This window comes from Cryobacterium shii, from assembly GCF_004402595.1.
Lineage (GTDB): Bacteria > Actinomycetota > Actinomycetes > Actinomycetales > Microbacteriaceae > Cryobacterium > Cryobacterium shii.
Genome location: NZ_SOFY01000084.1, coordinates 73,446 through 98,547 on the forward strand (window position 1 = coordinate 73,446; position 25,102 = coordinate 98,547).

Annotated in this window: 29 protein-coding genes; 5 read left to right on the plus strand and 24 right to left on the minus strand. The window is 69.4% G+C overall.

The window, feature by feature from the left end; genetic code table 11:
* Positions 1–40 precede the first annotated feature (40 nt).
* On the plus strand, positions 41–589 hold the full coding sequence (locus E3O49_RS15600) for a hypothetical protein (RefSeq protein WP_134365326.1): 549 nt from the start codon (positions 41–43) through the stop codon (positions 587–589).
* A gap of 41 nt (positions 590–630) precedes the next feature.
* On the opposite strand, the gene E3O49_RS15605 is transcribed toward E3O49_RS15600, so the two are convergent.
* On the minus strand, positions 631–2,007 hold the full coding sequence (locus tag E3O49_RS15605; RefSeq protein WP_134365327.1) for an ATP-dependent DNA helicase: 1,377 nt from the start codon (positions 2,005–2,007) through the stop codon (positions 631–633).
* Between the two features lie 79 nt (positions 2,008–2,086).
* Here E3O49_RS15605 and E3O49_RS15610 point away from each other — a divergent pair, with 79 nt between their 5' ends.
* Complete coding sequence (locus E3O49_RS15610; protein WP_134403034.1) at positions 2,087–3,130, plus strand: hypothetical protein; 1,044 nt, start codon at positions 2,087–2,089, stop codon at positions 3,128–3,130.
* A gap of 19 nt (positions 3,131–3,149) precedes the next feature.
* Here the strand turns inward: E3O49_RS15610 and E3O49_RS15615 are convergent, their stop codons facing one another.
* The 15 genes from E3O49_RS15615 to E3O49_RS15685 all read right to left on the minus strand — a co-directional run bounded on the left by E3O49_RS15615 (position 3,150) and on the right by E3O49_RS15685 (position 16,432).
* Entirely contained in the window at positions 3,150–5,099 is a 1,950-nt protein-coding gene (locus tag E3O49_RS15615) for a bifunctional copper resistance protein CopD/cytochrome c oxidase assembly protein (RefSeq protein WP_160141135.1), read from the minus strand.
* Between the two features lie 182 nt (positions 5,100–5,281).
* Entirely contained in the window at positions 5,282–5,569 is a 288-nt protein-coding gene (locus tag E3O49_RS15620) for an HU family DNA-binding protein (RefSeq protein WP_066598601.1), read from the minus strand.
* A 289-nt stretch (positions 5,570–5,858) separates the two neighbouring features.
* Positions 5,859–6,164 (minus strand): 30S ribosomal protein S14, encoded by a 306-nt coding sequence (gene rpsN / locus E3O49_RS15625; RefSeq protein ID WP_134364793.1) that lies wholly within the window; start codon positions 6,162–6,164, stop codon positions 5,859–5,861.
* A gap of 2 nt (positions 6,165–6,166) precedes the next feature.
* On the minus strand, positions 6,167–6,334 hold the full coding sequence (gene rpmG / locus E3O49_RS15630; RefSeq protein WP_104099752.1) for a 50S ribosomal protein L33: 168 nt from the start codon (positions 6,332–6,334) through the stop codon (positions 6,167–6,169).
* Positions 6,334–6,570, minus strand: a complete 237-nt coding sequence (gene rpmB / locus E3O49_RS15635) for a 50S ribosomal protein L28 (RefSeq protein WP_104099753.1) — start codon at positions 6,568–6,570, stop codon at positions 6,334–6,336. Before rpmB ends, rpmG begins: the two co-directional genes overlap by 1 nt.
* 250 nt (positions 6,571–6,820) lie before the next feature.
* Positions 6,821–7,255 carry a Fur family transcriptional regulator gene (locus E3O49_RS15640; protein WP_134365329.1) on the minus strand — a complete coding sequence of 145 codons (435 nt, stop codon included), beginning with the start codon at positions 7,253–7,255 and terminating at the stop codon, positions 6,821–6,823.
* A complete protein-coding gene (locus E3O49_RS15645; RefSeq protein WP_134365330.1) occupies positions 7,252–8,058 on the minus strand; it encodes a metal ABC transporter permease in 807 nt (268 codons plus the stop codon). Before E3O49_RS15645 ends, E3O49_RS15640 begins: the two co-directional genes overlap by 4 nt.
* Entirely contained in the window at positions 8,058–8,927 is an 870-nt protein-coding gene (locus E3O49_RS15650; RefSeq protein WP_241976055.1) for a metal ABC transporter permease, read from the minus strand. Before E3O49_RS15650 ends, E3O49_RS15645 begins: the two co-directional genes overlap by 1 nt.
* Before the next feature lies 1 nt (position 8,928).
* Complete coding sequence (locus tag E3O49_RS15655; protein WP_134365331.1) at positions 8,929–9,720, minus strand: metal ABC transporter ATP-binding protein; 792 nt, start codon at positions 9,718–9,720, stop codon at positions 8,929–8,931.
* A gap of 7 nt (positions 9,721–9,727) precedes the next feature.
* Positions 9,728–10,687, minus strand: a complete 960-nt coding sequence (locus E3O49_RS15660) for a metal ABC transporter substrate-binding protein (RefSeq protein WP_198415947.1) — start codon at positions 10,685–10,687, stop codon at positions 9,728–9,730.
* 106 nt (positions 10,688–10,793) lie between these two features.
* Positions 10,794–11,552, minus strand: a complete 759-nt coding sequence (locus E3O49_RS15665) for a VIT1/CCC1 transporter family protein (RefSeq protein WP_134365332.1) — start codon at positions 11,550–11,552, stop codon at positions 10,794–10,796.
* Between the two features lie 106 nt (positions 11,553–11,658).
* Positions 11,659–13,035 (minus strand): dihydrolipoamide acetyltransferase family protein, encoded by a 1,377-nt coding sequence (locus tag E3O49_RS15670; protein WP_134365333.1) that lies wholly within the window; start codon positions 13,033–13,035, stop codon positions 11,659–11,661.
* 124 nt (positions 13,036–13,159) lie between these two features.
* A complete protein-coding gene (locus E3O49_RS15675) occupies positions 13,160–14,182 on the minus strand; it encodes an alpha-ketoacid dehydrogenase subunit beta (protein WP_134365378.1) in 1,023 nt (340 codons plus the stop codon).
* A 14-nt stretch (positions 14,183–14,196) separates the two neighbouring features.
* On the minus strand, positions 14,197–15,324 hold the full coding sequence (locus tag E3O49_RS15680; RefSeq protein ID WP_134403033.1) for a thiamine pyrophosphate-dependent dehydrogenase E1 component subunit alpha: 1,128 nt from the start codon (positions 15,322–15,324) through the stop codon (positions 14,197–14,199).
* A 4-nt stretch (positions 15,325–15,328) separates the two neighbouring features.
* The gene (locus E3O49_RS15685) at positions 15,329–16,432 is read right to left on the minus strand and encodes a histidinol-phosphate transaminase (RefSeq protein ID WP_134365335.1); all 1,104 of its coding nucleotides are present in this window, start codon (positions 16,430–16,432) and stop codon (positions 15,329–15,331) included.
* 106 nt (positions 16,433–16,538) lie between these two features.
* Here E3O49_RS15685 and E3O49_RS15690 point away from each other — a divergent pair, with 106 nt between their 5' ends.
* Positions 16,539–16,931 (plus strand): phage holin family protein, encoded by a 393-nt coding sequence (locus E3O49_RS15690; protein ID WP_134365336.1) that lies wholly within the window; start codon positions 16,539–16,541, stop codon positions 16,929–16,931.
* Positions 16,932–16,963: 32 nt separating this feature from the next.
* Here E3O49_RS15690 and E3O49_RS15695 read toward each other — a convergent pair whose 3' ends face one another.
* Both E3O49_RS15695 and E3O49_RS15700 read right to left on the minus strand, forming a co-directional pair.
* On the minus strand, positions 16,964–18,487 hold the full coding sequence (locus tag E3O49_RS15695; RefSeq protein WP_134365337.1) for a hypothetical protein: 1,524 nt from the start codon (positions 18,485–18,487) through the stop codon (positions 16,964–16,966).
* A complete protein-coding gene (locus E3O49_RS15700) occupies positions 18,484–18,804 on the minus strand; it encodes a hypothetical protein (protein ID WP_134365338.1) in 321 nt (106 codons plus the stop codon). Before E3O49_RS15700 ends, E3O49_RS15695 begins: the two co-directional genes overlap by 4 nt.
* Before the next feature lie 146 nt (positions 18,805–18,950).
* Here E3O49_RS15700 and E3O49_RS15705 point away from each other — a divergent pair, with 146 nt between their 5' ends.
* Positions 18,951–19,478, plus strand: a complete 528-nt coding sequence (locus E3O49_RS15705) for a low molecular weight protein-tyrosine-phosphatase (RefSeq protein WP_134365339.1) — start codon at positions 18,951–18,953, stop codon at positions 19,476–19,478.
* Positions 19,475–20,857, plus strand: a complete 1,383-nt coding sequence (purB, locus tag E3O49_RS15710) for an adenylosuccinate lyase (protein ID WP_134451873.1) — start codon at positions 19,475–19,477, stop codon at positions 20,855–20,857. Before E3O49_RS15705 ends, purB begins: the two co-directional genes overlap by 4 nt.
* Before the next feature lie 66 nt (positions 20,858–20,923).
* On the opposite strand, the gene E3O49_RS15715 is transcribed toward purB, so the two are convergent.
* From E3O49_RS15715 to E3O49_RS15740, 6 genes are all read right to left on the minus strand, one after another.
* Complete coding sequence (locus E3O49_RS15715) at positions 20,924–21,190, minus strand: hypothetical protein (protein WP_134365341.1); 267 nt, start codon at positions 21,188–21,190, stop codon at positions 20,924–20,926.
* A complete protein-coding gene (locus E3O49_RS15720; RefSeq protein ID WP_134365342.1) occupies positions 21,187–21,786 on the minus strand; it encodes a DUF308 domain-containing protein in 600 nt (199 codons plus the stop codon). Before E3O49_RS15720 ends, E3O49_RS15715 begins: the two co-directional genes overlap by 4 nt.
* 115 nt (positions 21,787–21,901) lie before the next feature.
* Positions 21,902–23,143: a Dyp-type peroxidase gene (locus tag E3O49_RS15725; protein ID WP_134365343.1), complete on the minus strand. Its 1,242-nt coding sequence runs from the start codon at positions 23,141–23,143 to the stop codon at positions 21,902–21,904.
* Positions 23,140–23,664, minus strand: a complete 525-nt coding sequence (locus E3O49_RS15730; RefSeq protein WP_134365344.1) for a copper chaperone PCu(A)C — start codon at positions 23,662–23,664, stop codon at positions 23,140–23,142. Before E3O49_RS15730 ends, E3O49_RS15725 begins: the two co-directional genes overlap by 4 nt.
* A 76-nt stretch (positions 23,665–23,740) precedes the next feature.
* Positions 23,741–24,334, minus strand: coding sequence for a copper resistance CopC family protein (locus E3O49_RS15735; RefSeq protein WP_134365345.1), 594 nt, complete (start codon positions 24,332–24,334; stop codon positions 23,741–23,743).
* A gap of 102 nt (positions 24,335–24,436) precedes the next feature.
* Entirely contained in the window at positions 24,437–25,057 is a 621-nt protein-coding gene (locus E3O49_RS15740) for a hypothetical protein (protein ID WP_134365346.1), read from the minus strand.
* Between the last annotated feature and the right edge of the window lie 45 nt (positions 25,058–25,102).

Here is a 25,102-nt window from a genome sequence, read left to right on the forward strand (position 1 = left end):
CACGCCCACGCCCACCGACGCACCCACGGACAGGACTCCCATGACTCCGATCAGCCTCCTCTGGACCGCCTTCGCCGCCCTGGGGGCGGGCACCATTCACCTGGCCGTGGGCGCGGGCGCTCCCCTGCCGCTCGCGATCCTCTTCGCCGGGGTCGGCGCCGCGGAGATCGGCTGGGGTGTGGCGACCCTCGTGCGGGGGCGCGTCCTCGTGGCCGACCTGGCCGTTGTCGGGGCGCTGATCCCGGTATTCGTCTGGGGAGCCACGGCGACCCTGCGCAGCGGCTTCGGCCTGCCCGCCGATGCGGCGGGCCTGCCGGTCTTCCCGATGGCCGTCGCCACCCTGTTCAGCGTGTTCGTGGCCCTCTCCCTCGCCGTCGCCCGGCGGCGGGCGGCGTCGGAGTCCGCGGCAACGGGCACACCTCAGGGCCGGCGCTTCCTGGCGGCGCTGGCGCTCGGAGGTCTTCTGGTCTCCGGTCTGACCACGCCGGCCTTGGCGGCAACGGATGCGGGCGCGCACGCGGTGCCGCACGGTTCCCACAGCGAAACGGCCCACCCCGTGCTGCCGGAATCACCGCATTCCCATCACTGATGGCCGCTGCTGATCGAAGCCGCAGCTGATCGAAGCGGGTGCTACTCCGCGGTGCCCGGCAAGGCGAGGCCTGGTGCGGGCGGGTTCGGCGCGGCCGGGCGCGGGCCGCGCATGAACCGCCGCACATTCTCGTCCACGATCATGTCGTTCGGGCGCAGGGGACGGGTGAGGTAGAGGCCGTCCAGGCTGGTCAACCGGCTGAGGGCCACGTAGGTCTGACCGGGGCTGAACACCCTCGCCCCGAGATCCACAACCGCTCGCTCATAGGTGGCGCCCTGCGACTTGTGAATGGTGACCGCCCAGGCCAGCCGCAACGGAAACTGCGTGAACTCGGCCACGACATCCTTGCGCAGCTTCTTGGTGGTCGGGTTGTAGGTGTACTTGAACTTCTCCCACACCGCCGGTTCGACCTCGTGCGTCTCGCCGTCGATATCGACGTAGACCGTCGATTCGACCCGGGTGACGGTGCCGATGCTGCCGTTCACCCAGCGCGGACCGCCGTCCTGCTGGGAGTCGTTGCGCAGGAACATGACCTGCGCGCCCACCTTCAGCTCGAGCACCTCATCGGCCGGGAACGTGCGGCCGCCGAAGTCGCCGGTGACGTCCGCCTTGGCGGTGCGCGCCCTGCCCGACAGTCGTTTGAGGGCGGAGGCGTTGATGCGGTTCACCGCGTCGTTGCGGGTGGCCAGGGTGATCACGCCCTCGCTGGGCGGAGTGCGCGCCCCGGCGGCGTTGAGCGCGCCGCCGATCTCGGCCGTCACCTGCCCGTGGCGGACCGCGTTGAGCATGTGCTTGAAGTCGGCGTCCCGCTGGCGGTGCACCTCGGTGAGCTCGAAGATGCGCAGGTCGGCGGCCTGCCACACCTTCGCGTCGAAAAACCACATCGACCGATAGTTGTCGGCGAAGTAGGCGCGTTCGTCGGAGTCACCCGGCACCGGGGCCAGCTGGTACGGGTCGCCGAACAGCACGATCTGCGCCCCGCCGAAGGTGTCGTTCGGGCGCTGCCGGGCCTGGCGGAGGCTGCGGTCGATCGCGTCCATCAGGTCGGCGTTGACCATGGACACCTCGTCGATGACCACGGTGTCGATCGTGTTGAGCAGTTTGCGCACCTGGTCGGACTGGTCGATCGCGTTGTCGGCGATCACGCCGATCGGCAGCCGGAACAGGGAGTGGATGGTCTGGCCGCCGACGTTCAGCGCCGCCACCCCGGTGGGCGCCGCGATCACGATCTGCTTGCTCGTGTGCCAGGACAGGTGGTTCAGCAGCGTCGATTTGCCGGTGCCGGCGCGGCCGGTCACGAACACGTTCTGGCGGGTGCCCTCGATGGCCTGGAACACTTCGGCCTGCTCGCGCGACAGCGGAATCTCAGACGGAATCTCGGACACGGTGGGCACTTTCGATGGGTTCGGACGGGACATCCCACTGTATCCGGCCCGGCTGTGGGAGGCGGCCGGGCGGGCGGGTCGGTGGAGAAGATGCGCGCCGTAGGATGAGGGAGTGAGCAACCGGGACGGCAGGCGCCGGCGAAACCAGCGGCGCGCCGTCGTGGCCGTGGTCCTCGTGTCCGCCCTGCTCGGCGCGGCCCTGGTCGCCACGATCGGTTCGCTCAACCGGGACTTGTACAGCGCGAGCGGATTCGTGCGGCAGTACCTCGATGCGCTCGCGCGGCAGGATGTCTCGAGCGCGCTGATGCTGCCCGGGGTCACGCCCACCGACGACCAGCTCGAGGCGGCGGATCTGCCGCAGGACCTCCCCCGGACGCTGCTGCGGCCCTCCGTGCTGGGCGAGCTCACCGACATCCGTCTCACCGGGGACAGCGAGACCGCGCAGGACCGGCACACGGTCGTCTACGGCTTCCGCCTCGACGGCGAACCCGCGCAGATGACGTTCCAGGTGGCGCACACGGGCACGTTCTTCGGCGTCTTCGACAGCTGGCGGTTCGAGACCAGCCCCCTGGCCGTGCTGCAGGTGACCGTGCTGCACGAGGCGACGTTCTCCATCGACCAGCTCACCCTCGACGCGCGCGCCCACGCCGCGAAGGGCGCCCCCGCCGCATTCTCCAATCAGGCCGCCTACCTCGCCTTCGCGCCGGCGCGCTACACGATGGGCCACACGTCCGCCCTGCTTTCGTCGCCGCCGCAGACCGTGACCGTGACCGCATCCGGCACCACGGACGTCACCATCGACGCCCAGCCCAACGAACAGTTCGTGACCCAGGTGCAGGACGAGCTGGACAGCTTCCTGAACGCCTGCACCACCCAGCAGGTGTTGCAGCCGTCGGGGTGCCCCTTCGGCATCGAAATCAACGACCGGGTCACCGAACCGCCGCTCTGGTCGATCGCCGAGTACCCGCAGGTCACCCTGACGGGCGGCGACTCCACCTTCGAGATGCCCGAAACCCCGGGCCAGGCTCACATCGTGGTCGAGGTGCAGTCCCTGTTCGACGGCGAGGTCGAGACCCGCGACGAGGATGTGCCCCTGTCGGTCGCGATCAGCGTGACGGTCAACCCGGACGGCTCGCTCGCGCTCCAGCTGCACTGACGTCGGTCGCGCCCTGCCGCTACTCCGCGCGGTCGCGGTCGCGGGCGGCGAGCCGGGCCAGCTGCGCGTTGTATTGAGTGAGCTCGGCGTCGTGGGTGCGGTCGGCGTTGCGGTCCTTGCGACGGGTCTCCTTCTCGTCACTGTGGCTCCACTGGATAGCCACCGCGATGGCCAGGGCGATGGTCGGGATCTCGCCGACGCTCCAGGCGATCCCACCGCCCATCTGCTGGTCCGCGATGCCGCTGAGGCCCCAGTCACGCCCCATCGCGCCGTACCAGTCCGCCAGGAGCAGCCCGGTTCCGGTCATCATCGTCACCCCGAAGAAGGCGTGGAACGCCATGGTTCCCAGTAGCAGGAGCAGGCGGCCGGCGTAGGGCAGGCGGTAGGGCACCGGGTCGATGCCGATCAGTGACTGAACGAACAGGTAGCCGGTGATCAGGAAGTGCACCACCATCCACTCGTGGCCGATGTGATCGGTGGTCGCCCAGCTGAACAGCGACGAGTAGTAGAAGACCCACAGCGACCCGGCGAAGAGGGCAGCGGCGACCAGCGGATTGGCCAGGATGCCCGCGTACCGTGAGTGCACGGCGAGAAGGATCCACTCGCGCGGACCGCGGCTGCCGTCCTGCCGCTTGCGGATCGCGCGGGCGGCGAGCGTCACCGGCGCCCCCGGCACCAGGAACACCGGCACCAGCATGGTCAGGGCCATGTGCATAAGCATGTGCGAGGAGAACAGGTACTGCGCGTAGAGGTTCGCCCCGCCGTTGGTGATGTAGAAGAGGACGAGCATGCCGGTCACCCACAGCACTGTGCGGAACACCGGCCACTGGTCACCGCGGCGGCGCAGGCGGGCCACCCCGGCGACGTAGAAGAAGATCCCGAAGGCGCAGAACAGCACCCAGGCCAGGTCGAAGCTCCACTCGGTGAAGTAGCGACCGAAGGTGAGTTCGGGCGGCAGGAGCTCGCCGGTTAGGATTTGGGCGGGCGTCGACGTGGGCACCTGGGTCGCCGTGACCTGCGCCACCGGGGTCGCCGTCTTCGCGAGAGCGGCCGCCACGCCGGAGGCCAACCCCATGAACCCGAGCTCGGCCACGACGAGCCACCAGAACCAGCGACCGGCGTGCGGCCTCCCGGCCTGCTCGGAGCGTTGCATCCGTCGGATCAGGGTTCGGCGCTGCACGGCGCCGAAGACGCCCAGCGCGGTGAGGGCGAAGACCTTGACCAGCACCAGGATGCCGTACGGCGTGAACAAGCGTTCCCAGGTGCCCAGCCGCAGTTCCGCGCCGACGTAGCCCGAGGCCGCGACCACGATGAAGCTGACCAGGGCGAGCGTGGAGTACCGGTCGATGACCACATCGATGCGGCCGCCGGCCAGCTGCTTGCGGAGCACGATGATGGTGAGCAGGCCGCCCAACCAGATCGCGGCGAAGACGAGGTGCAGCCCCAGCGCCGTGATGGCGATATTGTGTCCCTCGGCGCCGGCCGCGTGCCCCTGCAGCGCCATCGGCACGAGAGCGCCCACCGCGAGGACCGTGACGAAGACGAGCCCGGTCTGGGAGCGCACCGCGAAGCAGAGCACGGTGACGGCGGCCGCGATCAGGGTGGTGCCCAGCCACGCCTGGCCGATTTCGATGTCGCTGAAGAATTGTCCGGCGGTCGCGCTGAACCGGTCGTCGAAGCTGAGCGGGATGGTCGTCACCTGCAGGAAGGTGAAGAAGCCGGTCAGGGCGGATGCAACGGTGAAGACCGCTGCGGAGCCGGAGGCGAAGTCGATCGCCGTGTTGTACTCGGGCTCACGCGGGCTCAGCGCGAAGACGGTGAGCACGAGGGCACCGATGGTTCCCGCCGCGGAGACGTTCACCAGCAGTTTGGCCAGGGGAAGGCCCCAGCGCACGACCGGCCCGGGATCGGCCAGCAGTTGGGCGGCCGAGCCGCCGCCGTAGGCCAGGGCCACGAGCGTCGCAAGCATGGCGACCAGCAGGAGTACTGCCGGACCGGAAATACGTACGAGACGAGGCACCGACTAAGCCTAACCTCGTGGGCCGCGCCGTGACTCCCCCGCGGTCGTCGCCCCCCCCATCATGACAGGGGGCCGTTAAAAGCAAACAGGGCGTCGACCGAAGTCGACGCCCTGCCCTCTTGGGGCGAAACCTACTTGGCGGCAGCCTTGAGCTTGCTGCCGGCGGTCAGCTTGACGCGGTGGCCGGCGGCGATGGCGATCTCTTCGCCGGTCTGCGGGTTGCGGCCGGTGCGCGCTGCGGTTGCGGTGCGCTCGACTCCGAGCCAGCCTGGGATGGTGACCTTGCCGTCGTTCGCGACGGTGTCAGCGAGAGTTGCAAAGAAAGCGTTCAGAACGCCGTCGACTGCAGCCTGGCTCTGGCCAGAGTCTGCGGCAACCTTGGCAACGAGCTCGGTCTTGTTCAGCGACTTGTCAGCCATTGAGTGTCCTCCTCGGACCTTTGTCTGTAAAAACAGGTATTCACGTATGTCGGGCGACGCTTCGAAAAGCGCCTCCGTTGGCCGGTTGGACCGGGTTGAATCTAGCAGAGTTCCCCGGAATTCCGCGGATTTACGGCGTTTCGAGGCGGTTTGCCCCTCCGGAACGGCCCCATTTCCGCTCTACGCGAAAAATGAGACAAAAAAAGAGAAGACGCCGACCGAAGTCGAAATCTTCTCTTTTTTCCGGAACCGGAGGTTCCGAATGACCGACTAGGCGGTCACGCGCGCTCTACCAACTGGACTTGGTGATGCCGGGCAGTTCGCCGCGGTGAGCCATGTCGCGGAAACGAACGCGCGAGATACCGAACTTGCTGAGGTGTCCACGGGGACGGCCGTCAACCGCGTCGCGGTTGCGCAGGCGAACCGGCGACGCGTTGCGGGGAAGCTTCTGCAGGCCGAGGCGAGCTGCTTCACGCGACTCGTCGGTGCCGGCCGGGTCAACGAGGGCCTTCTTGAGCTCAAGGCGCTTCGCTGCGTAGCGCTCGACGATAACCTTGCGCTGGTTGTTCTTGGCAATCATGCTCTTCTTCGCCATTTTTAGCGCTCCTCACGGAAGTCAACGTGCTTGCGCACTACGGGGTCGTACTTCTTGAGCACGAGACGGTCGGGGTCGTTGCGACGGTTCTTCTTGGTCACGTACGTGTAACCGGTTCCAGCCGTCGAACGGAGCTTGATGATCGGGCGGACGTCATGCTGCTTGGCCATTAGATTTTCTCCCCACGGGCGAGAAGGTCCTTGACGACCGACTCGATGCCACGAGCGTCGATGACCTTGATGCCCTTGACGGACAGGGTCAGCGTGACGTTACGGCGAAGCGACGGTACGTAGTACTTCTTGGTCTGAACGTTCGGGTCGAAACGACGCTTGGTGCGTCGGTGCGAGTGTGAAATGTTGTGTCCGAAGCCAGGAACGGCTCCGGTCACCTGGCAAGTAGCTGCCATGGTTCTCCTCCAATACCGAAGGGCGAATGCCCTTCCCAAGATCTCTTGTCGGCTGGCACGACGACATTCCCGCGAAGGCGGAAGCGAGGCGAACCAGCAGTGCACGCACAGATATGCGCAGCAGCGTCCAACACTACGCGCTGCTCTCCCCCGGCGCAAACTCAACCAATTCGACGGAGATTCTGCCATTTTTGGCGCTGAAGCCGGGAAAACAGGGTTGTGGGAGCAGAATCTCCGTCGAATTCGTTCGCTACTCGAGGACTGGGGCGGGGGGTGCGGCGGGAGGTGAGACGGCGGGGGCGGCGGCGGTGCAGGCGGCGCAGAGGCCGAAGACGTCGACCACGTGGGCGGCCTGGGTGAACCCGTTCTCGGCGGCGACGTTCTTCGCCCAGGTCTCGACGGCATCCGCTTCGATCTCGACCGTGAGGCCGCAATTGCGGCAGATCAGGTGGTGATGGTGGTCGGTCGTGCTGCAGGCGCGGTACAGGCCCTCGCCCTCGGGCGACTGCAGGGAATCGGCTTCACCCTCGAGGGCCAGGTCGGCGAGCGCCCGGTACACCGTGGCCAGACCGATCGGTGACCCGGTCGCGTGCAGGTTGGAGTGGAGCCCCTGTGCGCTGACGAATCCCTCGGCCGCGCCCAGCGCCGTGCGCACGGCCTCCCGCTGCCAGGTGTTCCGCTTCATAGTCTCAACCGTAACGGGGCCCGGACGAGCCGGCGACCGCCCAGGGCGAGCACGAAGAACGCCGCCGCGGTGAGGGCGATCGCGGGTCCGGCGGCGACGTCGATCGCCCGGGACAGGAGCACACCGACGAGCCCGGCCACCGCACCCAGCACCGGTGCGACGACCAGGATCTGGGTGGTGGTGCGCACGACCAGCCGGGCGGCGGCGGCGGGTGCCGCGATCAGAGCGATCGCGAGGATCGCGCCGACGGCCGGCATCGCCGTGACCACGGTTGCCGTGATGAGGGCCAGGGTGAGCAGCTCGATCGGCCATTCCCGGTAGCCGGCCGCGCGGAATCCGTTCGAGTCGAACGTGGAGAACAGGATTTCCTTGCCCAGGAAGAGCATCACCGCCACGGCCGCGACCAGCACCGAAAAGGCCAGGATCAGGTCGCCGGTGGTGACGGTCAGGATGGACCCCACGAGATAGGAGTCCACCTGCACCGGCAGCGACGGGTTGAGCGCCTGCAGGAGCACGCCGAGCGCGAAGCCGGCGGTGAGCAGGATGCCGGAGGCCACCTGGCTGCCCTGACGCTTCACCCGCCCGATCAGGGTCATGATTCCCACGATCAGGATGCTCGCCAGCGCGGCGCCGAGCGGGATGCTGATGCCGAGGATCGTGGCGGCGACCGCGCCGGGGAAGGTCGCGTGGGTGAGGGCCTGCGCGAAGAACGTCCGCCGGCGGAGCACGACGAGCGCGCCGACCAGGCCGGAAAGGGCGCCGATCCCGGCCGCCGCCAGGAGGGCCTTCTCGAAGTAGCCCATCAGCGGGCGACCCTGGGCCGCCGCAGCCCGTCGACGGCCAGGCGCAGCAGCAGCACGATGGCGTAGCCGGCGACGAGCACCAGCACGACGGTCGCCCCGCTGGGCAGGTCGATCCCGGACTGCACGGAGGCCTGGAAGCCGAGGGCCAGGCCCAGCCAGGAGCCCAGGGCCGCGAACCCGGCCGCGATCGGGAACAGGAGCCACAGCCGCGCCGTGACCAGCCGCGCTACGGCGCCCGGAACGATCAGCACGGCCAGCACGAGCAGGTTGCCGACGGCGCTGGAGGCCGCGACCACGACGAACGCGATGGCCACGTTGAGCACGAGGTCGAGCGCCAGCGGTCGGTACCCGTAGGCGGCGAAGCCGACCCGGTCGAATGCCCGGAACACCTCTTCCTTCAATGTGAAGGCGACCAGGAGCAGGGCGATGCCGCAGATGACGACCGTCTGGATGACCTCGATCGGGCTGACCGTGAGCAGTCGGCCGAACAGGAGCTGTTCCAGCTGCCCGACGTAGTTCGTCTCGCGCGAGACCAGGATCACGCCGACGCTGAACATCGCGGTGAAGACGATGGCGATCGCGGCATCCGAACTCACCGACCGGCGCACGATCAGGGTGAGCACGACCGCGGCGAAGAGCGCGGCGACCATTGCTCCGGCGAACAGTCCGTCACGCCCGCCCCAGACGAATCCGATGGCGATGCCGGGGAAGACGGCGTGCGTCAGCCCGTCGCTGATGAATTCGAGTCCCCGCAGGTTGACGAGCACACCGACCACGCCGGCCACGAGGCTGAGCGCGCCCAGCACCACGAGCGCCCGCGTCATGAACGGCAGGGCGAACGCGTCGACGAGCGGGTTCAGGAGCTCCACGTCAGTGTCCCGAGTGGTCCGGCAGGACGACGGTGTGCTCGTCGAGCTCCACGCCGACCTCGTGGAAGGTGCGCTGCACGTTCTCCAGGCTCAGCACCGACTCGCGGGGGCCGAACGCCACCTGCGTGCCGTTGAGCAGCAGGACCTCTTCACAGACTTCGCGGGCAAGCTGCAGGTCATGGGTGGAGACGAGCACGGCCACCCCCTCCTCCTTCAGCCGTTTCACGGTGCCGACGAGGGCGTCCCGGTTCTGCTGGTCGAGGCCGTTGAACGGCTCGTCGAGCAGCAGCAGCCGCGGGCCGGACGCCACGGCCCGCGCGAGCAGGCCGCGCTGCTGCTGGCCGCCGGACAGCTCGCCGAACCGGGTCTTCGCGCGCTGGGTGAGCCCGACGGCGTCCAGGGCCCGGGCAACGGCCTCGCGGTCACGCTTGCCGGGCAGGCGCAGCCAGCCCAGGGTGCGGTAGCGCCCCATCAGGACCACCTGCTCCAGGGTCACCGGGAACTGGGGATCGAGGTCGCCGGCCTGGGGCACGTAGCCGATCGAGCCGACCGGGGCCGTCGGTTCGCCGAGCACCTCCACGGTGCCGCTCACCCGCTGCACCAGGCCGAGGATGCCCTTGAGCAACGTGGACTTGCCTGAGCCGTTCGGCCCGATCAGGGCAACGGCCTCGCCCGCCCGCAGGTCGAAGGTGATGCCCTCGAGTGCCGGCAGGTGGCCGTACGAGAAGGCGGCCCCCACCACTCTGAGGGCCAGGGGGGCGCCGGCCCGCACTTGAGAAGGGTTCTCGTTCACAGATCAACTATCGCAGGTCTGCGGGAACCGCGGTGGGCGTGGCCCCCCAGGACTCCAGGATCAGGGTGACGTTGTGCACCTGGGAGTCGATGTACGTGGCGCCGTCGCTGCCCTTTGCGCCGAGCGAGTCGCTAAACAGCGCCTCCTCCCCCGAGTACACGGCGACGCCCGCCTCTGTGGCGATGGTGTCGGCGGCCTTCGGGCTGATCGACGCCTCGGAGAAGACGGCTTTCACCCCCGTGGCCCTGATGTCGGCGACGAGCTTGTCGATCGCAGCGGCGCTGGGCTCGGCATTGTCGTCGAAGCTCGGGATGATGGAACCGACGAACGTGATGCCGTAGGCCTCGGTGAAGTAGGTGAACGCGTCGTGGTTGCTCACGAGCAGGCGCTCCGCCGCGGGAACGGCGTCGATATTGGTGCGGATCCAGGTGTCGAGTTCGGCCAGTCGGCCCCGGTAGGCTGCCGCATTCGCAGCGAAGTCCGCGGCCTGGTCGACACTCGCGGCACCGAGGCCGTCGGCGATGGTCTGCACCATGGTCTCCGCGTTGGACACGTCGGTCCAGATGTGCGGGTTGCCGGATTTCTCGGTGCCGCCGAGGACCTCGACTCCCGTCGCTGCGGTGATGGTCACGCCGTCGAATCCGCTGGCGCTGATCGCGTCGGAGAGCCACTCCTCGAGTCCGACGCCGTTGATCACGAGAACATCGGCTGCTCCGAGGGCGGTCAGGTCAGCCACCGAAGGGTCGAAGCTGTGCGCGCTCTGGTTGGGCAGGATGAGCTGGGTGACCGAGACGCCGACGGTGTCGCCGACGACATTGCGAGTGAAATCGGCCACCTGCGTGGTCGTCGCGACCACCTGGAGGTCGTCGGCAGCGCCGGAATCAACTCCCCCGGTCGGAGCGCAGCCGGCCAGGAGCAGAGCGGTCGCGGCCGCAAGCACAGGGAGGACGAATCGCTTCTTGATCACGGTTCAAGGCTAGGCCTATTGATAATGATTGTCAAAACCATTAGGTGCGCGCCGCGCGAGAGGTGACCCGGGACCTTTTCGGGGGTCAGGACGGGGCGGGGCCGGTTTAGACGATGCCCGACGTGCCGAGCAGGGAACCGATCAGGAAGGTGACGACCAGAGCCGCGGCCCCGCCGAGCACGACCCGGATGGTCGCGCGGAGCTTCGGGCTGCCGCCGAGGTGGGCGCCGGTCATGCCGAGCGCCGCGAGGGCGATGAGCACGGCACCGAAGGTGATCGGAATGCGCACGCTCTCGGGCAGGAGCAGGATTGCCAGGAACGGAAGCAACGCGCCGAGGGTGAAGGCCGCGGCCGAGACCCAGGCGGCGTGCCAGGCGCTGACGACGTCGTCCTCGGCGATGTTGTGCTCGGCGAGCAGGTGGGCACGCACGGGATCGATCGCCGTGAATTCCACGGCGACCTGCCGGGCCGTGGCGGGGGCGAGTCCCTGCTTTTCGTAGAGTTCCGCGAGTTCCTGCAGTTCGCCTTCGGGGTCGATACTGAGCTCGCGCTTCTCGCGCTCGATCAGGGTGCGCTGGCTGTCACTCTGACTGCTGACCGAGACGTATTCGCCGAGGGCCATGGAGATGGCCCCACCGACGAGGCCGGCGGTGCCTGCCGCCGCGATGGCGGCGGTGGAGCCGGTCGCCCCGGCCACACCGACGACGAGGGCCGCAACGGAGACGATGCCGTCGTTGGCGCCGAGCACCCCGGCACGCAGCCAGTTGAGCCGGCCGGCATGGCTCTCGGTGCGCTTCGGTTCGGCGGCGGCAACAGCAACCGAGGGACTGAGGGAAGCGATTCCAGCGGACGTGAGTGAGGTCATAACGAATATCAGAACACAAGCCGGCATCCCCCGCCAGCGTGGAAAGCCTTACCTCACCGGCGAGCAAAAGAACTGGTGAGGCAAGGCTTCCCAAATATTCAACCGGCTATTCGAGGAGCAGCGCGGGCTCCTCGATGATGCTGGCGACATCCGCCAGGAACCGGCTCGCGACATCCCCGTCGACGACCCGGTGGTCGAAACTCGCGCCGATCGTGGTCACGAAGCGGGCGCGCACCTCGCCGTCCACCACCCACGGCTTCTGCTTGATCGTGCCGAGGGCGACGATGCCGGCCTCGCCGGAGTTGAGGATGGGGGTGCCCGTGTCCATCCCGAACACGCCGATGTTGGTGATCGTGATCGTGCCGCCCGACATGTCGGCGGGGGTGGTCTTGCCGTCGCGCGCGGTGAGGGTGAGTCGTTCGAGCGCGCCCGCGAGTTCCAGCAGGCTCATGTCCTGGGCCTCCTTGACATTGGGCACGATCAGGCCCCGCGGGGTCGCCGCCGCGATGCCGAGGTTGACGTAGTGCTTGATCACGATTTCCTCGTCGGTGAAGATCGAGTTGACCGTGGGGTTGCGCCGCACCGCCCAGATCATGGCCTTGGCCATGATCAGCAGCGGGGAGACCCGCACGCCGGCGAAGTCGGTGGATGCCTTGAGCCGCTTGACGAATTCCATGGTGCGGGTGGCGTCGACATCGACGAAGAGGCTCACGTGCGGTGCGGTGAACGCGCTGGAGACCATGGCCTGGGCGATGGCCTTGCGCACGCCCTTGACGGCGATGCGCTCCTCGCGGTCGCTCGGCCACTCCGGCGTCTGGATGTTGCGGAAGACGCTGGCCTGGGTGGCGGCGCGCAGCACGTCCTCCCGGGTCACGTCGCCGACCGGGCCGGTCGCCTCGACCAGGGACAGGTCGACTCCGAGATCCTTGGCGAGCTTGCGGATCGGCGGTTTGGCGATGACCGGTCCGGCGGATGCCGCACGCGGGAGCCGGGGAAGGGGCGCCGCCGCGGCGCGCGGGGCGATGACGGGCGGCGGCGCGATCGATTCGTGGGCGACCGGGGTGCTGCCGTGGCGCTTCCGCCGGGTGGGCATGGTCGCGGTGGCACCGCGGCCGACGAGCACGGGGCCGGCCTTCTCGGCCGGTTCGTCGGAGATCGTGGAACCGGCATCCGCTGCCGCGCCGGCCAGCTCGTTCTCATTCGCCCCCGTCGGGGGAGCGGACACCTCGGCATCGGTGCCGGCGTCGGAGACGATGGTGATGATCACGGTTCCGACGTCGACGGTCGTTCCGGGCTGCACCAGGATCTCGCCGACCACGCCGACATAGGGCGACGGGAGTTCGACCAGCGATTTGGCGGTCTCGATCTCGACCAGCACCTGGTTGATCGCGACGGTGTCGCCGGGCGCCACCTTCCACTCGACGATTTCGGCCTCGGTGAGACCCTCGCCGACATCGGGCAGGGTGAATTTCGACACGCTCATGAAGCGAGCTCCTTGCGATTGGTGAGGCGAGAGTGGCCGTTCCGGTCCAGAGTGCCCCGCGGAACGGTCACTCTGGACCGGAAAGGTGACTGCCGGGGGGACTGCGTGGTCATCTCGGGTGGTCTCAGTAGGCGAGGGCGCGGTCGACGGCTTCGAGCACGCGGTCCGGGCTGGGCAGGAAGTGCGTCTCCACGGCGGCCGGCGGGAACGGGGTGTCGAACCCGGAGACCCGCAACACGGGGGCTTCGAGCAGGTAGAACGCCTTCTCCATCACGGTGGCGGCGATCTCCGAGCCGACACTGACGAAGCCGTGGGCCTCCTGCGCGACGACCAGGTGCCCGGTCTTCTCGACCGAGGTGAGGATCGGGCCGTAGTCGATCGGCGAGATCGACCGCAGGTCGATGACCTCGATGCTGGTGCCCTCCTCCGCGGCGAGGTCGGCGGCCTGCAGCAGCACGCTCACCATGGCGCCGTGGCCGACGACAGTGGCATCCGTACCGCTCCGCACCACGCGGCTGGCGTGCAGCGGCGTGCCGCTCTCGGCCAGATTGACTTCGCCCTTGGGCCAGTAGCGGCTCTTGGGCTCGAAGAAGATGACCGGGTCGTCGCTCCGGATGGCTTCCTGCATCATCCAGTACGCGTCGTGGGGGTTCGACGGGCTCACCACGCGCAGTCCCGGCGTGTGCGCGAAGTAGGCCTCCGGGCTCTCCTGGTGGTGCTCGATCGAGCCGATGTGGCCGCCGTAGGGGATGCGGATCACGACGGGCATGATCACTTCACCCTCATGCCGGTTGCGCATGCGCGAGAGCTGGCTGGTGATCTGGTCGAAGCCGGGGAACACGAATCCGTCGAACTGGATCTCGCAGACGGGGCGGTAGCCGCGCAGAGCCAGCCCGATCGCCGTGCCGATGATGCCGGACTCGGCCAGCGGGGTGTCGAGCACGCGCTTGTCGCCGAATTCGGCGAAAAGGCCCTCGGTGACGCGGAAGACCCCGCCGAGCGGGCCGATGTCCTCGCCCATCATCAGGACCTTGGGGTTGTCCCGCATGGCCTGGCGGAGGCCGGCGTTCAGCGCCTTGGTCATCGGCAGGTTGGCCACGGTCGGGGTGCTCGCCGGGGTGCCGGCCGGGGTGCCGGCCGGGCTCATTTCGATCGTGTCGCTCACGCGGCGCCTCCTTCGAAGGATGCTTCGTACCGGGCGAGCCAGGCCTTCTCCTCGTCGATCAGGGGGTGAGGTTCGGCGTAGACGTTGTCGAAGATGACGTTCGTCTCGGGTGAGCGGATGTCCAGGGCCCGGCGGCGCACATCCGCGGCGTGGTCTTCCGCCTCCTCGTCGACGGCGTCGAGGAACTCCTGTTCGACGCCGAGGCCCCGCAGGTAGCTGCGGAACCGCACGATCGGGTCCCGGGCCACCCAGTAGGCGAGCTCCTCCGGGTCGCGGTATTTCGTGGGGTCGTCCGCCGTGGTGTGGGCGCCGACGCGGTAGGTGAGTGCCTCGATCAGGGCCGGACCCTTGCCGGCGCGCGCGTCGTCGAGGTGCTTGGCGGTCACGGCGTAGCTGGCGAGCACGTCATTGCCGTCGATCTGGGTGCCTGGCATGCCGAACCCGCCGGCGCGCAGGTAGAGGGGGGTGCGCGACTGGCGGGTGACCGGCACCGAGATGGCCCAGTGGTTGTTCTGCAGGAAGAACACCTGCGGGGTCTGGTAGCTCGCCGCGAAGACGAGCGCCTCGTTGGCGTCGCCCTGCGACGACGCCCCGTCGCCGTAGTACACGATGACGGCCTGGTCGGTCTCGGGGTTGCCGGTCGCGGTGGCGCCGTCGAGCTGCATGCCCATCGCGTAGCCCGTGGCGTGGAGGGTCTGGGAGGCGAGCACCAGGGTGTACAGGTGGAAGTTACCGTGTTCTTCGGGGGTCCAGCCGCCGAGCGTGACGCCGCGCAGCATCCGCAGGATGTCGACCAGGTCGAGTCCTCGGATCATGCCGACGACGTGCTCCCGGTAGGAGGGGAAGACGTGGTCCTGCGGCCTGGTCGCATGGGCGGAACCGACCTGGGCGGCCTCCTGGCCGTGGCTGGGCACCCAGAGGGCCAGCTGGCCCTGGCGCTGCAGGTTGGCGGCCTCGGTGTCGAATCGGCGGACGACCACCATGTCCCGGTAGAAACGCCGGTAGTCGGCCTCGGTCAGCCGGTCCAGGTAGGGCAGGAATTCGGCGGCGGATTCGCTCGGCGCGAAGACGCCCTCGGGGGAGAGGAGTCGCACCATGGGCGAGGCGTCTTCAGTCGCTGGCATCGTACTAACCTAGCCGCCGGGCCGAGTGTCCCGTTGGTAGATCGTCGACAATGTCTGAGCAGATAGCCAGGAGCTTTTCCACAGATTCTTCCTCGCCGATCGAGATCCGGATGCCCTCCGGGAAGGGGCGCACGATCAGGCCGACCGCCGAAAGCACGTCGGCGATGTCGGTGGTTTCCTCACCGGTGGGCAGCCAGATGAAGTTGCCCTGCGGTGCGGGGATGTTCCAGCCCTGTTCGGTCAGCGCGCGCCAGGCCGCGTCGCGGCGTTCGGTCAGGGTGCGCACCCGCCGCAGCAGCTGGTCGGTGGCGTCAAGTGACGCGATCGCCGCGGCCCCGGCCACACCGGTCACCGACAGCGGGATCGCGGTGGCACGGGCGCCGTCCAGAACGGCGACGGGACCGAGGGCGTAGCCGACGCGGAGGCCGGCCAGGCCGTAGGCCTTGGAGAAGGTGCGCAGCACGACCAGGTTCGGGAACCGCTTCAGGAGCGGCACGCCGTTGACCGCCTCCGGATCGGTGACGAACTCGATATATGCCTCGTCCAGAATGACGAGCAGATCCCTCGGGACGACCGCCATGAAGGCCTCGAACTCGTCGGCGGTGACGATGGTGCCGGTCGGGTTGTTCGGGCTGCAGACGATGACCACGCGGGTGCGCTCGGTGATGCGGGTGGCCATCTCGGGCAGATCGTGACCGTGGTCGTCCCGGTTCGGCACCCGGATGCTCGTGGCCCCGGCGACGGTGACCAGGCTCGGGTAGGCCTCGAACGACCGCCAGGAGTAGAGCACCTCGTCGCCCGGACCCGCGGCGGCGAGGATGAGCTGGGCCAGCAGGGCCACCGATCCCGCCCCGACATGCACCTCGTCGACGCTGCGATCGAAGCGGGCGGCCAGGCGTTCCCGCAGGGCCAGGGCGGAGGCATCCGGGTAGCGGTTGTACGCCGTTTCGGAGTTGACCGCGGCGATGACGCCGGGCAGCGGGTCGAAGGGGTTCTCGTTGCTCGAGAGTTTGAACGCGGTGGTGGCGGCGGCTTGTCCCTGCCGATAGGCCGGCAGTGCGACAATCTCGGGGCGCAGGCGGACCGAGGGCTGGTCTGAAGGGCTCACTCGGCGATTCTACGCCGGAGCATATTCGCGTGGCCGCATAATGCTGGCGACGTTCGGCCCGGTGGCCGGCCCTGCGCATCGCCGGGCGCGGTGCCATCATGGAGGCATGGCCCGATTCCTGCTCAAGCTGACCCTCAATGCCGTCGCCCTGTGGCTCACCACGGTGCTCGTCGCCGGCGTTTCCCTGCAGCCCTATGCGAACGACACCTTCTCCGTGGTCATGAGCTACCTGCTGATCGCGCTCCTGTTCGGTTTCGTCAACGGCGTCGTCGGCACGTTCGTGCGCATCATCGCCTTCCCGCTCTACGTCCTCACCCTGGGCCTGATCTCGCTGATCGTGAACGGCCTCCTGCTGATGCTGGTCGCCTGGTTCACGGACGTGATCGGTTTCGGCCTCGTGATCGAGGACTTCTGGTGGGGCGTGCTCGGCGCCCTGGTACTGGGCATCATCAGCTGGCTGCTGAACCTGGTGTTCCGGCCCGCCAGACCCAGCCGGTAAGACCGTATGGGCGCCGGCGAGTCGCCCATTGGTCACTCACCGGCCACCCGGATGCCCCGCCACCGGGAGGCCTGTCCCGGTTCCGCGCCGACCACGGTCGCCATGGTTGCCCGAAACTCCTGCAGGCGCGGCTCCGGGGACTCGTCCATCAGCCGCCCGGTGGCCCGATAGGCGGTGAGGGCGTGGGCCGGCAGCGGCTGATCCGGCGGCACCTCCCGCCCCGCGAACACCTCTCGCCGCACGAGCAGGCGATCATCCTCGGCACCCGGCGTGCCGCCCAGCGCCGGGATCAGATCGTCGGAGTGTTCGACCGTCACGGCGTCCACGCCGGGAGGCAGCGTGATCTGGCCGTCGGGCGCCCCGAACGTGGCGACCGCGACCGTGTTGAACTCCCCGGACGCCGCCACCTGCGCGGCGACGAGGCCGCCCTGCGAGTGGCCCACCGGAATCACCGGGTCCGCCGGCCGCACCCCGGCCTCCCGCATGGCCTGCACCACCGCCCGGTAGGAGCCGGAGTCCTGGTCGGCGACGGCGGAGAGGTCGGAGGTGAGGTCCCAGGGCTGTTCCGCGGCGACCGGGCTCCATTCCACCGTGCCGCCGATGTAGACCACCCAGGACGGGCTCTCGGCGCTGCCGTACCGCTCGATGCGCACCTGGGAGCCGTCCTCGGACACCGACGGGATGCGGTCGGCCAGGTCGGCGAACCCGGCGGGCGGAGGCGTCGCCCGGGTCGCGGGCCGCTGCCCGGCCACTCCCGGCCCGCCCAGGGGCACCACCGGCACGGGCACCACCGGCACGGGCACCACCGACACCGGCGTCTCCCGGAACAGGCCGAGCGGGCGGGACAGCGCCCGCACCCCCGCCGCCGACGTGGCCACACCGAGCAGGCCGAGGCCCTCGTCCCCGAGCAGGGCGGAGACCGGATAGGGCAGACCCGCGGCTCCGACCGCCGCGTCATCCACCGAGGACACGAGCACCCGCACCGCCGCGACCACGACGGGGTCGGTCAGCGCGCGCGGATTCGCCCGCAACCAGCCAGCCGCCGTCGCCGGGCCGTCGCCGGGCCGCGCCCCGGTGAGCAGGCTGCCGAGCAGGAATCCGGCAGCGCCGCTGGTCAGTGCCGGCAGGGCGGCCAGCGCCAGGAACGGCGCCAGCCGGCCGAGCGTGAATCCCAGCCAGACGCCGCCCGCACGGGCGACGCGCTCGCTCCGCCGTTCCGCCTCGCCGTACCCCTCCGCGGCGGCGATGAGCGAGTCGGCGAGGTGGCGGCTGTGCTCCGCCACCCGGTCGATGGCCCGGCCGACCCCGAAGACGCAGCCGGCCGCTTCGCCGCCCGTCCAGGCCGGGGACGGCGCCGGCGCGGAGTCCAGGGCACGGATGCCCGCCAGCCGCGCCTGCCACCCCTCGGCGTCGGCCTGCAGCGCACGCAGCCACGACGCCTCTGCCAGCAGCACATCCGTGGCCACGAGGGTGGTGCCCCCGCCGGACACGATCAGGGTGGCCGCGGGATCCTCGTCCGCCGCCGGGGTCGCCGGGGTCGCCGGAAGCCCCGTCACGGAGCCCCCGGGGTCCGGGTCGACGCCGCGGCCAGGACGACCTGGACCTCCTCGATCTCCGCCGCCACCGCGGCGAGGGCGTCCTCCAGGTGGCGGGCGGCCCGGTGGAGTTCCCCGGCGAGTTCGCTGCGCCGCTCGGCGTAGCCGCGCTGCGCCGCGGACCGCCAGGACCCGGTCAGGTCGGTCGGCGCCAGGGAGCGGGCGGCGATCTCGACGTCGTCCCGCAGGGCGCGGAGCAGCATCCGTCGTTCCCGGAGCTCGGCCAAGCGAGCCGGCAGGCCGGAGTCGCTGATGAACGTGCCGTCTGAACCGAACACGGCCCTCCTCCCTGCACCCCCGTCGCGACGATGCTGCCAGCGAGCGTGCCACCTCCCGGTGGCCGGGCGGGGTCCACCCGCAAGTTCACGGAATGTACGACCGGCGGACGGCTGTGGAGGGGTGGCGGGTGCAACACAATGGAGGTATGGCTTTCGCGTCGATCACACCGGACGAATCGACGCCGTTCCGGATCGTCTTCGTCTGCACCGGGAACATCTGCCGTTCGCCGATGGCCGAGGTCATGCTGCGTGACCTGGTCACGCGTTCCGGCCTGGGCCGGCTGATCACCACCAGTTCCGCCGGCACCGGTGACTGGCACGTGGGCGAGCAGGCGGACATCCGCACGATCACCGCCCTGGCCAAGCGAGGCTACGACGGGAGCCATCACCGGGCACGCCAGTTCGACCCGGCCTGGTTCGACGACCTCGACCTGGTCGTGGTGCTCGACCGGGGGCAGGAACGGATCCTCCGCAACTGGGCCGCCACCGACCGGGACCGCAGCAAGGTGCGCCTGCTGCTCAGTTTCGACCCGGCCCAGGCCGGCCTGCGGGACGTGCCGGACCCGTACTATTCCGACGATGCATTTTTTGACACGGTTCTTGGCATGATTGAGAGCGCAAATGAAGCGCTCTTCGCGCAACTTGCACCCGCAATCCGACAGGGAGTCCGATGAGTCCGTTACCGCCCCAGGTCCTCAGCCCACTCGATGGCCGCTACCGCGCCGCCGTCACCGAACTGGGGGAGTACCTGTCAGAGGCCGGCCTCAACCGGGCTCGCGTGCAGGTCGAAGTCGAGTGGCTGATCACGCTCACCGACCGCAGCCTGTTCGGTTCCGTGCCGCTGACGCCCGAGCAGAAGTTGTCCCTGCGCGCCCTGGTCACCGACTTCGGCCAGGCCGAGATCGATGAACTCGCCACGCTGGAAGCCACCACCCGGCACGATGTGAAAGCCGTCGAATACCTCGTGCGTCGCCGCCTGACCACGCTCGGACTCGACCACATCAGCGAGCTCACCCACTTCGCCGCCACCAGCGAGGACATCAACAACCTCTCCTACGCACTGACCGTGAGTGACGCCGTGCGTGAGGTCTGGCTGCCCAAGTTCCGCGCCGTGATCGGGGCCCTGCGCCTGCGCGCCCTCGACTACCGGGCCGACTCGATGCTCGCCCACACCCACGGCCAGCCGGCCACGCCCACCACGGTCGGCAAGGAGCTGGCGGTGTTCGTCTACCGTCTCGAGCGCCTGGCGAAGCAGGTCGAGAACAGCGAGTACCTGGGCAAGTTCAGCGGTGCCACCGGCACTTTCGCCGCCCACGTCGCGGCCGATCCCGCCGTCGACTGGCCGGCCGTCTCTCGCGAGTTCGTCGAGGGTCTCGGCCTGACCTGGAACCCGCTGACCACCCAGATCGAGTCCCACGACTGGCAGGCCGAGCTCTACTCGCGCATGTCCCACGTCAACCGGGTGCTGCACAACCTGGCCACGGATGTCTGGACCTACATCTCCCTGGGCTACTTCCGTCAGATCCCGCAGGCCGGAGCCACGGGCTCATCGACCATGCCGCACAAGATCAACCCCATCCGCTTCGAGAACGCCGAAGCGAACCTCGAGCTCTCCAGCGCGATCCTCGACTCGCTCGCGGCAACGCTGGTGACCTCGCGCCTGCAGCGCGACCTGACCGACTCGACCACGCAGCGCAACATCGGCGTCGGTTTCGGGCACTCTCTGCTCGCCCTCGACAACATCGTGCGGGGTCTGGGCGAGATCGACATCGACCGGGACGCCCTGGCCCGGGACCTCGACGCGAACTGGGAGATCCTCGGCGAGGCGATCCAGACCGTCATCCGGGCCGAGGTGTCGGCGGGCCGCTCGTCGATCGAGGATCCGTACGCCCTGCTCAAGGAACTCACCCGCGGCAAGCGCATCAACCGGGACGACCTGGTCGCGTTCGTGACCGCCCTGGAGATCGGCGACGCCGCCAAGGCGCGCCTGCTCGAGCTCACGCCCGCAGGCTACGTGGGCCTCGCGGACCCACTGCTCGACTACCTGCCGTAGCGGGTCGCCGCTCCGCGGGTGGCGTGCCACCCGCGGAGCGGCGCAGCTCCCGCGCGGCGCCGCAGGTCAGGGGTTGAGGTTAAAGCCGTGGGTCTCGCCGTCGGTGTCGGTCTGCTCGGCGCTGTTCGGTTTCATGGCGCGCATCAGCACCAGGATCACTCCGAGCACGACGACGAACGTCACGGCGGTGCCGAACAGCGCGAGCAGCACGTCGCGGGTGCTCATCAGCACCACGAGCCCCAGGAACAGGGCCATCACGCCGGAGAAACCGAAGGTCTCCTTGGGCGTCATCAGCGCGGAGCGGCCGGGCTTGCGCGGGGTGTTCTGGGTCACAGGGTGTCCGAATCGTTGGGTGAGGCCGTGAGCGTGCGGGGATCTGGCGTGGACGCCCACTTGAGGGAGAGCCCCGCGATGACGAGGTAGACGCCCAGCATCACGAGGTACGCGCCGAGCAGACCGACCGACACGACCGGGTTGGGCGGGAGCAGCAGGAAGACCAGTGCGAGCACGGCGGTGAACGCGCCGACCACGAGCCAGTCGCGGTCACCTGGGTCGCGCCGCCGGGCACGGATGCCGCTGTACAGCTCGAGGAAACCGGTCACCGCCGCCCAGACCGTGACGAGGTAGAGGAAGAAGCCGAGCCCGCCGGCGTTGAAGGCCAGCGCGAGCGCGCCGGCCGCCATGCCCACCACGCCCTGCAGGAGGAACAGCGATCGCTCGCGGGCATCCGTGAGAGTGCGGCGGCTCAGCAGGCCGACGGCCACGCCGCTGACCAGCGCGAAGGCGCCGAACACGACCAGGCCGAACTGCGCCGAGTGGTTCGCGTTGAAGGTGATGGCGGCTGCCGGCACGAAGGCGAGTGCGGCGCGCACGATCGGCACGCTCCAGTAGCGGGTACCGACGGAGTGTGATGCCTGGGCGTTGGCCACGCGGCGACCTCTTTCATTGCGGGTTGAAGACTGGCCTAGTCTACGCGGCCGGCCCGATGTGCCCCGATGGGCCCGGCGCCCTCCGCCCGGGGCGCCGGCCGGGCCCGATGAGCACTCACAGCAGGGTGTCGCCGATGAAGCCGTCGGCCGCGCAGCCGGGCGGAATGGCGAACACGGCCGAGCCGATCGGGGTGATCCACTGGTTCAGCAGGTCGAGGGTGTCCAAGCGCTGCTGGATCGGCACGAATTGCGCGTCAACGTCCGCCTGGAAGGACACGAAGAGGAGCCCGGAATTGGAGACGGCGGTTCCGGTGGGGGTGTCGTCGTAGTTGTACCCTCGGCGATGGATGCGCTGGCTCCTGTCCTCCGACCGGGCCCGACGCAGGTGGGAGTATTCGGGGATCACCGGGAACCCGAGCGCGGTGGTCGCCGCGAAATCGGGCACGTCCTTCTCCCTGGTTCCCGTCAGCGGCGCTCCGGTGGCGAGCGTGCGCCCGACCGCGGACTCACGTCCGGACCGGTCGAGCTTGTCCCACTTGTCGAGGTCCATGCTGATCCGGCGCAGCACGAAGCCGGTGCCGCCCGTGAGCCAGGCGGGGTTGTCGGCCGGGCCCCAGACCAGGGCGCTGAAGTCGTCCGTGCCGACCACGGGGTTCGCCGTGCCGTCGACCTGGCCGAACAGATTGCGCATGGTCGTGCCGGGCTTCTCCGAGCCGGCTGAGCGGCGGAATCCCGGCTGCACCCAGTGCACGCTCGCGAAGGAGCGCACGTCCTTGAGCAGCATCCGGGTGGCGTGGGCGATCGTCATCGGATCGTCGGCGGCGATCTGCAGCAGCAGGTCGCCGCCGGTCCAGGCCGGCTCGAGCCGGTCGACCGTGAACGCGGGCAGTGGTTTCAGCCAGCCGGGGGCGGTCCCGGCGGCCCGGGCCACCAAGGCGGCCCCGAAGCCGAAAGTGACCGTGAGCCGGGCTGGAACGACGGCCAGTTCGGGTTCGGAGTCGGCCAGGGCGGCGTCCCCCTGGGTCAGGCGGGCCGCATCGTCGGTGAGGATGCGCATCATCCGCCGCAGCCCCGCGCGATCGACCCCGTCTCGGAGGACCAGGGCGACGAAGCTGGCGTGCGCCTGCGGGGCGGTGTCCACGCCCGCCTGGTGCGCGCCGAAGAACGGCACGGTGTCCGACCCGCTGACCATCGGCTCGGCCGTGCGCGCCGGAGCGGCGGCGCCGGCCTTGACGGCGAGGTCGAGGGCGACGGCACCGGCCGCGCCGATGCCGGCGGCGGCACCACCCAGGAGGAGGTGCCGCCGGCTCAGGCGCCGACGCGCCGGGTCGGGCTGTTCCTGCCGTCCGTCACTCACTTGGCGTTGCCACCCTCATAGGTCTCGTTCGCGCCCGTGTAGTCCTTGACCGGGGCCGTGAAGACGAAGCTCGAGCCGTCGGACAGGTTGAGCGTGACGGTGACGTCGTCGCCGGCCGCGAGGGGGGCGGCGAGCCCCATGAACATGATGTGGTTGCCGCCGGGCGCGAGCTCGATCGAACCGCCGGCGGGAATGACGAAGCCGTCCTCCTTCTTCTGCATGATCATGTCGCCGGCGTCGTTGGCGACGGTCTCGTGCAGTTCGAGCATGGGTGCCGCCGGTGACCCGGCGGAGGTGACGGTGACGTCCTCCGCCCCGGAGTTCTCGAGCAGCCCGAAGGCGCCGGACATGCCGCTGTCTGCGGCCTTGACCCAGGCATCCGTCATGGTCAGGGAGCTTCCCTCCGGCGTCGTGTCGGCTGCCGGCGCCGGCGTCTCGGCCGTGCCGGCGCAGCCCGAGAGGGTGAGCAGCAACGCGGCGGCGGCAACGACGAGACGGGTGGGGGTGGAGGTGATCTTCATGAGTGGTTCTCCTGGTGTGGAAACAAGCCGATGGGAAGGGTGATGTGTTGCAGGTGTTTCAGGTGTTTCAGGTGTTTCAGGTGTTTTTGCGGCGTTTGGCGCGCCAGGCGGCGAACAGGGCGAAGGCGGCGAGGCCGCCGCCGGCCCCGATGAGTCCGACCGCGATGAGCGGGAGGCCCGCAGCATCCGACTGGTCGGCGTCGGCGTCGGACGCAGCGCCGGGGCCGGTCGACGGGTTCGGGGCCGCGGTCGCGCCCGCGCCCGGCTCGGACGGCGCCGCCGTTCCGATCGAGAAGGCGAACGCCCCCGACACCGGATGCCCGTCCGCCGACACGACCCGCCAGCGCACCTGGTAGGCGCCGTCCTTCATCCCCGCCGCGAGTGCCTGCGTGGCCTCCGGCCCGTCGAGGCGCATCTCGCCCTCGGCCCAGTTGCGGTCCTCGCTGTCGACGACCAGCACGATCGCACCGATCTCGAGGATCTCGTCGGTGAAGCGGATGGTGACCGTCGATGGCGCGACGTCGAGGCGTTCCCCGTCGGCCGGGACGGTCGACTGGACCTGGTCGTGAGCGGTCGCCGCCGGCGCCGCCGGGCTGAAAACGGAGAGGGCGATCACGATCAGGGTGAGAAATACCGCCGTTGCCGGGCGTCGTCGGGGGGCGTGCGTCATCGAATTACTCCGGTCGTCGAGGTGGGTGCGTGAAGGCGCGCGTGAACGCCGGGACCACACCGGGTCGCGAACGGGGTCGTTCGAGTCAGGCCGAGCGGCGGGTCAGGGATTCAGGGCGCGGGCCGGCGGGCCGCGCCGCAGCACGCTCCCGAGCAGCACGCCGAGGTCGGCCGGCACGAAGACTCCGCCGAAGCCGGGTCGCACGGTCGCGGCATCCGTCTGGATCGCGACCGGCGCGAGGGTCCGGATCAGGACCCGGGTCAGGTGGTTCGTGGCTTCGGCGAGGAGCGCCCAGAAGGTCTTCTCGCCGCGGTAGAGCGCCACGATCGTGACGAGGGCGGCCAGGCCGTGCCCCACCCACATCCAGGCGCTGTCGGGCAGGATGCCCTCGGCGGCCATCAGAGGCCGGGCCGCGGCGTCGGCGGCCACGGTCACGGCGCCGTGGTGGTGGGAGCTCGTCATGGTCATGCCGGAGGTGCCGCCGAGTCCGAACAGCACGTGCAGCAGCAGCTGGCTGACGCCGACGGACAGTGTGAGGCGCAGCAGGGACAGGCTCTTGCCGGCCAGGAACACCGACGCCATGCCGGCGAAGGCGAGGGCGAGGGCGGCACTGAGCAGGCCGGGCGCGTTCCCGCCCGCCGCGACGTGGGACAGGGCGGCGACGAGAACGGCGACGGATGCCGTGAGCCAGCCACGGACGAATCTCGCCCATCTGGTCGTCATGGCTCTCCCTCGGCGGACCCGCTCGGGTTCGGCTCCTGTCTGAAC